Origin of the sequence: Lentzea sp. NPDC051838 (genome assembly GCF_040681245.1) — a bacterium.
Classification (GTDB): Bacteria; Actinomycetota; Actinomycetes; order Mycobacteriales; family Pseudonocardiaceae; genus Lentzea.
On the sequence record NZ_JBFAYI010000006.1, the window covers coordinates 124,960 to 137,032 of the forward strand.

The window sequence follows — 12,073 nt, forward strand, 5'->3', positions numbered from 1 at the left end:
CACCCTCAGCGTGCCGAGGTGCATCCGCCGATCGCCCCAGTGAGAACCCCTGGTCGAAGCATCACCAGGGTGTGATCACGGGCGGTCGAGACCGGTGAGCCGGACCACCGCCGCGAACCCGTCGTCGGTGCCGGGCCAGTGCGCGCGAACCGCGTCGAGTCCGGCTCGGCGCACGACGCCGCGCAGGACGGCGGTGACGATGATGGCGTCGTCGGCGTACCCGAGGACGGGGATGAAGTCGGGGATCAGGTCGATCGGGAGGGCGAGGTAGACCATCAGGAGGCCGAGCCGGATCCGGACTCCCCGCGGCAACGACCTGTCCGCGGCGAGCCTGCGCACCAGTCGCAGCACGTCGGGGAGCAGGCGGAGTGCTTCGCGCAGCAGGCCTCCGCGCGGGCGGACGACGAGCAACGCGACGATCAACGCCGCCCAGGCCAGCAGCAGCGCGGCGGCGAGGCCGATCAGCAGATCCCACCAGAACGAGCCGGTCACCGCTCGAATGCTACGTCCGCGACACGCTTGGCGAGCCGTTCGCGCACCTCATCGGCCTCGGGCATGCGCAACGACTCGTAGATCGGCAGCGCGGCCTCCCGGAGCCGGCGCGCCTCGGCAGGCTGCCCGGCACGCTCCTGGGCGGTGGCCAGATCGTCCAGTGAACGGGCCTCCTGCTCGCGATCTTCCATCTCTCGCGCGTGCACCAGTGCGTCTTGGTGGCACGCAACGGCTTCGTCGTAGCGGCCCGAGGCGACGGCGGCCCGGCCTCGTCCGTTGAGAGCGGCGCACTCCAGCAGGCGGTCCCCCAGTTTCACGGCGAGCGTCTCGGCCTGCTGGTGAAGGTCGGCCGCCTCGCGGTACCGGGACATGCACTCGTGCGCGATGCCCAGGTTGATGAGCACCTCGGCCTCTCCCACGGGATCGCCGATCTCGCGGAACACGGCGATCGCCTGCTCGTGGTGCTCCAGTGCGTCGGCGTGACGGCCCCAGCGCGAGCAGATGCGGCCCAGGTCCGTGTGCGCGATCGCCTCCGCCGCGCGATCACCGACGGCGTGCAGAATCGCCAAGGCCCGTTGGTGGTGTTCGTGGGCTTCCTCCAGCCGGCCGTAGCTCTGCAGGGCGCTGCCCAGGTCGTTGAGGATGCGGCCCTGGCCCACCCGCTGGCCGATCTCCGCGTAGATCGCGGCTGCCTGGCGGTAGCAGTCCATGGCTTCGTCGTGGCGGCCGAGACTGTGCTGCACCTGGCCGATGCTGGCCAGTTCGACCGCTTCCTGGCCCCGGTCGCCCGCTTCGCGGCTCAACGTCAGCGCGAGCGAGTAGGAGGCGAGGGCGTCGTGGTAGCGGCGGGCCCGGCCTTCGTTGTTGCCCAAGGCATGCAGCGTTCGGGCCTCGCCGGGGAGGTCGCCGAGCCGCCGGTACAGTCCCAACGCCCGGCGGTAGTGCTCGTCGGCCTCGCTGTAGGCACCGGCGCGCGCGTGCGAACGGCCCAGTTCCAGCAACGAGCGGGCTCTGCCGGCCGCGTCGCCCAGGTTCTCCGCTGCCGAGAGCGCGTTCTGGTGCACCGAGAACGCGTCGGCGTTGTGGTAGCCGACGTTCAGGTGCTGGTCGATCACCCGCGCGATCTTCACGGCGTACTCGGCGAGGTCACCCGCCGCGGTGCCGGTGATCGTGACGAGCGTGAGGCGTTCGGTGTCCAGCCACGTCTTCGCGGCGGACGCGGTCATGGTGGACGGCTCGTCGACGCCGGACTCGCCGCGACGCCAGCGTTTCGTGTACGGGTACAAGGCGTCCATCGCGTCGAGCGCGGCGGTCAGGTAGTGCTCGTAGAGGTTCTTCAGCGCGTTGTGGCGTTCGGACTCCGAGAGTCGTTGTTCCGCACGTTCACGGGCGAAAGCGCGCAGGAGGTCGTGCATCGTCCAACGGCCCGGGTTCTCCACGAGGTGAGCGCCCTGGAGCACGTCCAGCAGGTTCCGGCCGACCCGCGCGTCCACGCCCGCCAGCGCGGCGGCCGCGTCGGCGTCGGTGTCGCGGCCGGGATGCAGGCCCAGCAACCAGAACAGGCGGTTCGCCGCCGCCGGCAGGTGCCGTTCCGACCAGGAGAACACCGCCCGCACGGCGGTGTCGGCGTCGGTGCCGGCCTGCAGGAGGTCGAGGCGGTGTCGTTCGTCGGCGAGGTCGTCGAGACCCACGCGCCCGCGCCGGGCGACGAGCTCGGCGGCGATGCGCAGTGCCAGCGGCAGCCGAGAACATTGCGCGGCGAGGTCGTCGAGTTCCGCGGAGGTGGCGATCCGGTCGCCGATGAGCAACCGGAGCAGGTCGGCCGCCTCGTCGGCACCGAGCACGTCCAGCCCGACCCGGTGTGCTCCGTCGCGGGCCACCAGACCGGCCAGGTCGTCGCGGCTGGTGATCACGACGGCGCTGCCCGGCCCGGCAGGCAGCAGCGGGCGGACGTGGGCGGCGTCGCGCGCGTTGTCGAGCACCACCAGAACGCGCTTGCCCGCGGTCATGCTTCGGTAGAGCGCGATTTGCGCTTGCAGGACCTGCGGCATGCGGTCGGCCGTGACGCCGAACGCGGCCAGGAACCCGTGCAACGCCTCTTCCGGTGGCAGTGCCCCTTCGGGGTCGAACCCGCGCAGGTTGACGTAGAGCTGGCCGTCGGGGAACCGCGCGGCGGCGGAATGTGCCCAGCGCACAGCCAAAGCGGTCTTGCCCACACCGGCCGTGCCGCACACCGCGACAACGGCGACCGCGTCCCCGGATGCCGCGACGGCTGTGTCGAGTTCGGCCAGCTCTGCCTCGCGACCGGTGAAACCCCGCACCAGCGGCGGCAGCTGCGCCGGTCGCGGGTCCGCGGTCCGAATCGGCTCCGGCGAGGCCAGCAGCCGGGAGTCGTGCGCGAGAACCCGCTCCTGGATGTCCGCGAGCACCGGCGACGGTTCCACACCCGCGTGCTCGACGAGCCCTCGCCGTGCCCGCTGGAACGCTTCGAGCGCATCGGCTTGGCGGCCGGCGCGGTACAGGGCCGTCATCAGCTGGCCCCACAGCCGTTCGTGGCCGGGATGCGCGACGGTGAGGTCGGTCAGCTCGGCCACCAGCTCCACACCGGATCCGGCGGCCAGGTCCGCGTCGACGCGGTCCTGCACGACGTCGAGCCGCACACCTGCCAGCCGGATCCGTTCCGCTTCGAGTGCGGCGACCCCGTCGAACTCGTCGAACGGCCTGCCACGCCACAGTTCCAGCGCGGCGGTCAACCGTTCCCGCGCGCTCGCGGCAGCGCCCTCGGCCAGCGCCGCGTGCCCCTCCCTGGCGAGCCGCTGGAACCGGACGACGTCCACAACGTCCGGTTCCAGCAACACATACCCAGGCGCGCGCGTGCCGATCAGCACGGCCAACGGCCCAATGCCCTTGCGCAGTCTGGACGAATAGGTCCGGACCGTCCGCTCGGCATCCGGCGGCGCCTGCGGGCCCCACAGCTCCGCGACGAACGTCGCGACGCTCACCGGCCTGCCCGCGTACACCGCGAGCAGCGCCAGCATCGCCCGCAACCTAGGGCCGCCGGGATCCAGCAGTCTCCCGGCGGCTTCGACCTCGAACGGTCCGAGCACGCGAACACCGTCGTCCGGCATCCACTGCCCAGCCATCCGGCCTCCGCTCGTCCCTGGTGCGCCGCAATGAGAGAGCAATCATCGGGCACGGGGATACGACGGAGGCGCGGAGGCGGGCCAAACCGCCGCTGAACTGTCAGACGGGGAACACTCCGTAGCGCTGCGCGGCGGTGCCGTTGCAGACCCAGAGCTGCACCGCGAGACCCTCGTCGGTCCGTCCACCCGGAACGTCGAGGCAGTGGGTCCGCGTGCCGGCGACCCGCGACCGCAGCTCCACGAAGTCGGGCAGGCTCCGGTTCGCCTGGAACCGCTGGTTGCTGATGTTCGCGCACGGCCACTGGACCACGGGAACGCCGTTGGTGTTGCGGCCCAACGCGTCCATGCACTTCAACGTGACCGCGTTGCGGATCGTGAAGATCGAGTCGTCGTGGTCGATGAAGTCCCACCGCTGGAACGGGCTGCCGTTGCACGTGGTCTGGACGATCGGCACGCCGTCGGCGGACGAGTTGCCCTGCGGTGCCAGGCACTTGCCGCTGACCGCGCTCCGGACTGTCACGTCGAAGTGGTCGTCGGCCAGCGCGGGCGTGGCCGCGCCGACCAGGCCGACCACGGCGGTGGTGATCGTGAACGCCGACGTGGCGATCCACCTTCTCATCTGGGTACCTCCCCTGAACCTGGGCGCCTGACGGCCGCCCCGTGGGGAACACGATGGCGAGGGCCGTCGACAGTCCGTCGACAACCTGTCGACACCGTCAGCCCGACGCGAGGAGACCGGCGTCGTGGGCGAGGATGGCCGCCTGCACGCGGTTCGCGCAGCCGAGCTTCGTCAGGATCCGGCTCACGTGCACCTTCACCGTGCCCGCGGCCAGGCCCAGGTGCTCGGCGATCTCCGCGTTCGCCAGGCCGTGGCCCATCGTCACGAGCACGTCGCGCTCGCGGTTGGTGAGCACGGCCAGCCGGCGCTGTGCCTGGTTCGCGCGGGCCGCCGTCACCTCGGCCGACGCCGCGGCGAGGTACTGGTCCACCACGCGGCGGGCCACCTGGCGGGACAGCACCGCGTCACCGGAGCGCGCGGCGCGCACGGCGTGCAGGATGCGGTCCGGTTCGGTGTCCTTGAGCAGGAAACCGGCTGCGCCCGCGCGCAGGGCCCTGGCGATGTTCGGCTCGTCGCCGAACGTCGTGAGCATGATGACGCGTACTTCTGGCGCGGTGCGGCTGATCTCCTCGACCGCGGTCAGACCGTCCACATTGGGCATTCGGATGTCCAGCAGCACCACGTCAATCCGGCGCTGACGGACCAGCTCGATGGCAGCGGCACCGTCGGCGGCCTCGGCCACCACCTCGATGTCGTCGGTCTGGGCCAGCAGCAACGCCAGGCCCGCTCGCAGCAACGGTTCGTCGTCGGCCAGCAGCACGCGGATGGGCTCGGTCACGTCAGCTCACCTGGCCGTCGGTGGAGATCCACACCTTGTCCACGAGCCGATCCGCCGCGTAGCAGAACCGGTAGACCAGCACGATCTGCGTCTCCTCGGTCTTGGCACCCTCGACGTAGGCGCACTTGCTGTCGGGCGGCACAGGCGGCTCCACCCCGGCCGCGGCTTTCTGGGCAGCGGCGGAATGCGGTCCGTACACCGCTTCCACCTGCGCCGACGTCGTACCCAGCTCGGCGCCGTCCAGGAGGCTTTCGTCGTCGATCGGAGGAAGCAGCGGCGCGCCCAGGATCAACGTCATCAGGAGCATGGCCGCCACCGCGACCAGACCGCCGACTCCGAGCAGTCCACTGGCCAGCCTGGTCGTGAGCCGCGGCGGCGGAACGGGTTGCGGCGTCGGCACGACCTTGGGCCTGCCGCCCCGCAACGGCATGGTCGCGACCACCGCGAACCCGCCGTCCGGTGCAGGACCGGCGGAGAGGGTGCCGCCGAGCAGCCCGACTCGTTCCCGCAGACCCACCAGGCCGTGTCCGTTGCCGGGCAAGCGATCGGTGGCCGTCTGCGCGTACCCGTTGCGCACCCACACGGACAGTTGTCCTTCTTCGTGTTCGACGGTGACGGAGACAGCAGCCGCGGCGGCGTGCTTGTGCACGTTGGTCAACGCTTCCCGCACCACGCGATGCACGGCGTGGCGCAGCGCGGACGGGGCGTCGGACAGGTCGTCTCCGCGCCAGTCGAGGGTCACGGTGATCCCGGCGGCCCGCGAAGACGCCACCAGCTGCGCTATGTCGTCGCGGGTGCCGGTGGTGTTGTGCGCGTCCGGCACGTCCGGCGACCACAGCGTGCCGAGCGACTGCCGCAGTTCGTCGAGGGCGCCGCGTGCGGCGGTGCGCACGTGGCTCGCCGCGTCCAGCAGTTTCGGGTCCTTGCCCTTCGCCGCGGTCTCCAGCGCGCCGGAGAACATCGCGATCAGGCTCAGCCGGTGGCCGAGGTGGTCGTGCATCTCGCCGGCGATCCGGGAGCGCTCGCGCAACCGGGCCTCCGACTCGGCGCGGTCGCGCATCACGGTGACCAGCCGCGTCTGCTGGGTCTGCGACAGGCCGACGAGTGCGGGCAGGGCCACGCACAGGACCGTCGCGATCGCCATCACCACGACCACGTAACGCCATTGGTGCGAGGGTTGGACGAGCAGCACCACGCCAATCGGGACCACGGCCGCGGCACTCAAAGCGATCCAGCGTTGTGCGGTCGTGCCGATCCGTCCGCCCGCGCTGTGGGTGATCGCCGCGAACGCGACACCCGTCGCGGGGAACGCGCCGAACAGCAGCGCTGCCACCAACAACGTGGGGACGGGCACCCGCCGCGCCAGCACCAGCAGCACCGCGGCACCGGTGACCGCAACGTGGGGCACGGGGTCGAGCACGTCCGGCCAGCCCCACGCGGGCATCAGGTCGATCAGCTGTACCGTTACAGCAGCTACACATCCGGCGAACAGCAGCTCCGTCAGCACCGCGGACAGCCGCACGTTCCTCATGGCACTCCCGGCGGGCAGCGTCCTCAGTGGACGGTCAGTTGTTCGGTCACACCAGTGCCCATGGTCACGGTCAGGTTAGCAGGCCTGCACTCCTGGTCACCGGTCTCGACATCGCCTGGCGTTCGGCGTACCCCGAAAGACATACGCGGAACGCCTTTGGTGTCACCAAAGCGGAACGGCCGTCCGTCCTCGGCATGAAGACAGCGCCCGGTGCGCCGGAGAGGCTGGCGGGCATGAGAGTTCCGGGTGGACGCCGGGCGGTCGCGGGTCTGGGTGCGGGTGCGGTGCTGGTGGCGTTGCTCGTCGCACTGCCGGATCGGGCCGAAGATCTCGGCGACCGGCTCCGGCGGTTCATCGGAACCGTGCGCGAGGACAACCCGTACCAGCCGCCGAGCGAGCACGATCGGCGGCGATTCGCGGCCGCGTTGGTGGGCTTGAACTTCGACGACCTCCGGTCCCTGGGAATGGTGGTGAACAGGGGAACCGACGCGCGGACCGGCCGGCCCTACGCGCTGGTCACCGAGGCGCCGGGGGCCGAACGGGGCTGGGGCCTGTACGCGGTCGACCTCTCGCAGCCGGTGCGGGTCGCCGTCCAGGTACCGCACCCGGTGAACGACCTGCGCACCGACGAGATCGGCCTGGAGCTGTTCCGGCGCGCACCGGGCGCTGTGCTCGCGGTGGCGGGCACCCACCGGCGTGCGGCGGGTGGCGACATGGCCCATCGCACGGATTCGATGTTCCACGCCCTCGCCGAGGAACAGGCTCGGCTACGGCTGCCGCAGGTGCAGCTGCACGGTTTCGACGACCGCAGCCTGCCGTCGTCCGACGTGGTGCTCTCTTCAGGCGCCGCGGTCGCAGGAGATCAGATCGCGCGCGCCGCGGACGTGCCCGGCCTTCGCGTGTGTCGCGCGTGGCGGTCCGACTGCGGTGCGCTCGAAGGCACGCGAAACGCGCAAGGTGCTACGGCCGCGCAGTTCGCGACGACGTTCTTCCACGTCGAGATCAATCGCAGCGTGCGCGACGACCCGGCGAAGTGGACCGGGCTCGTCGAGGCGATCGCGAAGACGATCTAGAGCCTTCGAACACCGCGCAGCCCAGCACCGCTGCCGCGCTTCCGGTCGAACGACGCGCCTTCGTCAGCCAGGGTGGGACCTTCCGCCTTCCGGCTGGACACGAACCGCGGCCGTCCTGCTTGATCGAGTCCGACGAACAGGCCCACGTGGTCGACAGAGCCCTTCCCCGTGTCGAAGAACAGCAGATCTCCCGGCTGCAGCGCGAGCCTGACCGGCGTCGTCTCGATCGGCACGCCGGTGTCGGACATCGCGGCTGGGGTGTCCCGCACCGGGTAGCCGAGGCGGTCACCGAAGACGAGCCGGACGTATCCCGCGGCGTCGAGAGGCGCGGTGCCGAGGTACTGCGTCGCGATCGCGAGAACGTCGTCGCTGCGATCCGCCACGGCCGCGTCGAGCCACGGCCGGAACCACTCCTCCCGTTCGGCGTCCCGCTGCCACGGCCGGGGAACGAGCCGCGCCCACACCGGAGTGGTGACGACGGCCGGTGTCTTCGCCGGTTCGGTGAAAGTGCGGGCGAGGCCGGTGATCGCCGCGGTCCGCGCGCCGTCCGTGAACATCGCGACGACGGCGCCGTGCTCGTCGCGGACCACCGTGCGCGCCGGGGCGTTCAGCCGTTCGTAGCGGTAGTCGCGGCCGAGCAGGTCCGGGCGGGGCTTGGCGACGCCCGCACGCACCCCTTCCTGGCGCTGCTGGTCGACGGCGACGCGTGCGGACGCGATGCCGGACAACACGATCACCGCAACGAGAACCGTCGTGCGCAGTCGGGACATCGTCGCCTCTCAGGTGGTCGGAACGAGGCCGAGGAGAACACCGCTGATCAGCACGCCGTACGCGAGACCGCTGACCGCGACGGTCGAGATCACCGTGGCCGCGGGTGGCTGCCGCACGAGCTGGTAGGCGATCAGTCCCGGCACCACGAAACCGAGCGTCTGGTGCACGTAGATGAGCGGATAGTCCTTCTGCAGCAGGATGAACAGCGTTGTCTGCAACAGCACGCTGAGCAGTACGACAGCGGCGAACAGGCGCTTTCCGTAGAGGATCACCACGCGTTGCAGGCCGCGCGTGCCCGCGTACGTCAGTGCCGTCATCAGCACGACGATCGCTGCTCGCCGGTAGTCCTCGACGAGCGTGAGTGCCAGCCAGCCCGGGGTGATCATGCCGCCGGGCGACAGGTTCGACGTGAGGTAGCAGAGCAGGGAGAAGAACAGGCCGATCGCGAGGCCGAGCGTGGCCACCTCCGGCTGGAGGCTGCCGGTGATCACGACCGGCTCCGTTCCAGCTCGGCGAGCAGGGCCTCGCCCTGGCCGTGGATGTTGCCGATCGCCGCGAGCGAGATCGCCTCGCTGTCGTCGGACACGATGCCGCGCACCAGTTCCGCGGGATCACGCCGGCCGCCCAGATCGACGATGCGGTCGCGGAACTCCGGTGGCACGGTATCGGCGGCGCTGCGAGTCGGTTCGCCGATGAGGATCACTCGCGCCGGGTCGAGCCGGCCGATCAGCGCGCCCATCTGGCCGTTGCGCTCCACCCGATCCGGCCGGCAGTTGATCAGCACGTGCAACGGACGCTCGATGGCGCCGTGCTCCAGCAGCAGTTCGATGTTCATCAGCGTCGATTCGGGATCGTTGGCGGCGAAGACGTTGGCGAACCGCATCTGCCTGTCTTCCACCTGGTAGCGGTGCACCTGCAGCACTCCCGGATCCGGTGGCGCGTCGTGCATGCCCTTGATCGCGTCCACTCTGGACACTCCGCACAGCTCGGCGACGGCCAGCGCGATCGCGACGTTCTCCTTGAAGGTGATCCAGGTGAAGCCGCTCATCTCCTCGTCGGTCACCTCCGCCGGGTTCACCGAGACCAGCCGGCAGTCACGCCGTTCCGCTTCCTCCCGCAGGATCGGCAACCGGTCCACCTCGGCCGTGACGCAGACTCCGCCGACGGGCATCGACCGGCACAGCGAGCGGGCGACGTCGTCGAGCGTGGGCCCCATCTCGGCGAGGTGGTCCTCCCGCACGTTGCACAGCACGCCGATGGTGGAGCGGATCAGCTTGCTCTGGTTGATCTCCTGCAGGTCCGGCATCACCGCCATGCACTCCATCACCAGTGCCTCCGGGTCGTACGCGGCGGCTCTGCGCACGATGCCGATCTGCTCGACGACGTTCGCGATGCCGAACTTGCGGTGCACGGGTTCCTCGGTGGCGTCGGGGTGGATGAACCGCGCCGCGGTCCCGGTGGTCTTGGCCACGGTCGTGAGCGATCCGCCGCGCAACGCCCCCGCGCACAGCCTCGTGATGGAGCTCTTGCCGCGGATGCCGTTGACCAGCACCCGGTAGCGGATCCGGCCCAGGTTCGCGTAATGCCTGCGTTGTTCGACGATCCCGGAGATGAACAGGGCGAGGCAGGCCACCAGGTAGACGGTGTGCAGGAAGCGCATCAAGGTCCTCGTTCGTCGATCATTTGGCGGCGGAGCTCGAGGCAGCGGGCGATGGTGCCGGTCTCGTCGGGCCGTTGCGGGTAGATCACGGTGTTCCGGTCGCCGTTCGAGAACCGGTCGGCACTGGCCGCCAACCGGCGCAACGGCAGCACGATGACCAGCAGATACCAGCCGAGCAGGCCCAACGCCGTGACCGCAGCGACCAGCGAGACCAGCCACGCGGTGCGGCGGACGTCGTTGCCCGGCAAGGGGATGTCGCTGACCGGCTGCTGGATCACGACGGCCCACTGCAGTTCGCTGGTGGCGCGGGAGCCGCGGATCGGGGCGGAGGCGACCACCGACCTGCGACCGCCCACGTCCTCCACGGAGGGTTCCTGCTCGCCTCGCAACGCCTTGCTCACGTTGCGGCGCAACGGTTCCTCGGTGATCTTCTCGTGGGCGCGGAAGCCGACCGTCGCGGCGACGGTGCGCAGTCCGGCGTCGACGAGCCGTCCCGCGCCGCCGGGTTTGCGCACGACCGCCGACAGCTTCACCACGTCCAGCTCACCGATCAGGACGCGCCGGCTGCCCGGAAGTGGTGCGCTCGCGTAGACCACCGGAACCCGGCCGACGTTGTTCTGCTGATGAATCGCGGGTTTGTCCGGAGGCGGTCCGTCCTCGCGCATCGGGGCACGCCCGGCGCGCACCTCGACGGTCCCGCTCGCGTCGACGACGTACACGCTGCGGTACCGGGGATGCCTGGCCGACAGTTCTTCCAGGGCCGGGCGCAACTCGTTGGACCCGGTCGAGGAGATCCTGGTCGCGAGCACCTTCAGGTCCGCGACACCCTGCTGAAGACTGCCCTGCACCGCGGCGGCGGTCGCGTTCGCGAGGCTCTGCGCGACCCGCGTGGCTCGTTCCGGTACCTGAACGTCCTGTCTGCCCAGCGTGAGCGCCACGGTTCCCGCCCAGGCGAGCACCACGACCGCGGCGAGCGCGACCGGTACCCGCGCGGAGAAACTCCACCGCGGGGCCCGGCGCTCACCGGCGAGGGCGGCTCCGATTCGTTCCAGCTCACTGATCCGCGACCGGCGTACCGCGGTGTCAAGTTCTCCCGAGGCGAGCGCGAGCGCGTCCTCACGCAGTCGCCGCAACGGCCGTACGAGCGCTCCCCAGAGCAGGAACAGCACCAGCAGCAGGACGCCGAGCAGGGACGCGGCCGGGACGAACGCGCTGGCCGGGCGCGTGCTTTCGATCGCGGGCACTGACGTGGACAAGAGCACTGAGACGCCGAGCCGCGTCTTCGCGGTGCCCGTGGTGACCGGTGCGTAGGCGACGATCGGCACCGCGGCCTGCCCGGAACCCACGAGGTAGCCGCTCTTCCCGTCCTCCGCCTCGGCCACGGCCCGCCGCACCAGGTCGTCGTCCCGTTCTCCTGGACGGAGTTCGACCGACTCACCGTCCATCGTGGACAGCAGTACGGCTCCTGAGCTGTCGGCGGCCACCGCCAGTTCGGTCGAGACCACGACCGTCCTGTCGCCGCCGGGCAGCACGCTGCTCGCCACGGTGCGCGCGATCTTGCCGCCCACCACGACCCTCGACGAGGCTTCCCTCGGCACGGACTCGATCGGGACCGGTTCGCCCGCGGCCGCCAGCAGCGCGCCGGTCGACCTGTCGAGCACGGCCACTCCCCTGATCCGCGGCGACGTCCGCGCGAAGTAGGCGACCGCGCGCTCAGGCGTGCCGGTCTCGGTGCCGGACAGCTTCACCGCGGTCGCCAGGTCGCCGACCGCGTCGTTCACCGACTCCCCCGCCGAACGGGCGAGCACCTCCGCGAACCACTGCTGGGACCGGGCGACGACCGCTGTCTCGGAGGCGTCAGGCTGGCCGCCGAGCCTGGTAGCGCAGAAGGCGGCGAGCAGAGTCAGCACTGCTACTACTGCTATGGCCGGAACCCTTGCGCCGGAGGGAAAGCCCGCTTCCGCCATCTGTCGTTCGAGCTGCTGGCGAGACACTGTTCTCCACAT

Annotated in this window: 10 protein-coding genes; 1 reads left to right on the top strand and 9 read right to left on the bottom strand. The window is 70.7% G+C overall.

Annotated features, from left to right (window positions below):
* Positions 1–75: 75 nt before the first annotated feature.
* The 5 genes from AB0M24_RS16595 to AB0M24_RS16615 form a co-directional block, all read right to left on the bottom strand.
* Complete coding sequence (locus AB0M24_RS16595) at positions 76–492, bottom strand: DUF1232 domain-containing protein (RefSeq protein ID WP_363767439.1); 417 nt, start codon at positions 490–492, stop codon at positions 76–78.
* Entirely contained in the window at positions 489–3,635 is a 3,147-nt protein-coding gene (locus AB0M24_RS16600; protein WP_363767441.1) for a tetratricopeptide repeat protein, read from the bottom strand. Before AB0M24_RS16600 ends, AB0M24_RS16595 begins: the two co-directional genes overlap by 4 nt.
* A 100-nt stretch (positions 3,636–3,735) precedes the next feature.
* Positions 3,736–4,254 (bottom strand): RICIN domain-containing protein, encoded by a 519-nt coding sequence (locus AB0M24_RS16605; RefSeq protein WP_363767444.1) that lies wholly within the window; start codon positions 4,252–4,254, stop codon positions 3,736–3,738.
* Between the two features lie 97 nt (positions 4,255–4,351).
* Entirely contained in the window at positions 4,352–5,032 is a 681-nt protein-coding gene (locus tag AB0M24_RS16610; protein ID WP_363767447.1) for a response regulator transcription factor, read from the bottom strand.
* A 1-nt stretch (position 5,033) separates the two neighbouring features.
* The gene (locus AB0M24_RS16615; protein WP_363767450.1) at positions 5,034–6,563 is read right to left on the bottom strand and encodes a histidine kinase; all 1,530 of its coding nucleotides are present in this window, start codon (positions 6,561–6,563) and stop codon (positions 5,034–5,036) included.
* 233 nt (positions 6,564–6,796) lie between these two features.
* Here AB0M24_RS16615 and AB0M24_RS16620 point away from each other — a divergent pair, with 233 nt between their 5' ends.
* Positions 6,797–7,636, top strand: a complete 840-nt coding sequence (locus AB0M24_RS16620) for a hypothetical protein (RefSeq protein ID WP_363767453.1) — start codon at positions 6,797–6,799, stop codon at positions 7,634–7,636.
* On the opposite strand, the gene AB0M24_RS16625 is transcribed toward AB0M24_RS16620, so the two are convergent.
* Genes AB0M24_RS16625 through AB0M24_RS16640 form a run of 4 tightly spaced genes read right to left on the bottom strand, consistent with a single transcriptional unit; the run spans position 7,633 to position 12,073 of the window.
* On the bottom strand, positions 7,633–8,406 hold the full coding sequence (locus tag AB0M24_RS16625) for an NlpC/P60 family protein (protein WP_363767456.1): 774 nt from the start codon (positions 8,404–8,406) through the stop codon (positions 7,633–7,635). The two genes, AB0M24_RS16620 and AB0M24_RS16625, sit on opposite strands and share 4 nt — an antisense overlap.
* Before the next feature lie 9 nt (positions 8,407–8,415).
* Positions 8,416–8,898, bottom strand: a complete 483-nt coding sequence (locus AB0M24_RS16630; RefSeq protein ID WP_363767459.1) for a poly-gamma-glutamate biosynthesis protein PgsC/CapC — start codon at positions 8,896–8,898, stop codon at positions 8,416–8,418.
* Positions 8,895–10,067 (bottom strand): poly-gamma-glutamate synthase PgsB, encoded by a 1,173-nt coding sequence (gene pgsB, locus AB0M24_RS16635; protein ID WP_363767462.1) that lies wholly within the window; start codon positions 10,065–10,067, stop codon positions 8,895–8,897. Before pgsB ends, AB0M24_RS16630 begins: the two co-directional genes overlap by 4 nt.
* A complete protein-coding gene (locus AB0M24_RS16640) occupies positions 10,067–12,073 on the bottom strand; it encodes a HAMP domain-containing protein (protein ID WP_363767465.1) in 2,007 nt (668 codons plus the stop codon). Before AB0M24_RS16640 ends, pgsB begins: the two co-directional genes overlap by 1 nt.

Bases quoted from the DNA above. Each gene is read 5' to 3' on its own strand.
- AB0M24_RS16600 (WP_363767441.1), bottom strand. From the start codon at position 3,635: ATGGCTGGGCAGTGGATGCCGGACGACGGTGTTCGCGTGCTCGGACCG.
- AB0M24_RS16605 (WP_363767444.1), bottom strand. From the start codon at position 4,254: ATGAGAAGGTGGATCGCCACGTCGGCGTTCACGATCACCACCGCCGTG.
- AB0M24_RS16615 (WP_363767450.1), bottom strand. From the start codon at position 6,563: ATGAGGAACGTGCGGCTGTCCGCGGTGCTGACGGAGCTGCTGTTCGCC.
- AB0M24_RS16620 (WP_363767453.1), top strand. From the start codon at position 6,797: ATGAGAGTTCCGGGTGGACGCCGGGCGGTCGCGGGTCTGGGTGCGGGT.
- AB0M24_RS16625 (WP_363767456.1), bottom strand. From the start codon at position 8,406: ATGTCCCGACTGCGCACGACGGTTCTCGTTGCGGTGATCGTGTTGTCC.
- pgsB (WP_363767462.1), bottom strand. From the start codon at position 10,067: ATGCGCTTCCTGCACACCGTCTACCTGGTGGCCTGCCTCGCCCTGTTC.
- AB0M24_RS16640 (WP_363767465.1), bottom strand. From the start codon at position 12,073: ATGTGGAGAACAGTGTCTCGCCAGCAGCTCGAACGACAGATGGCGGAA.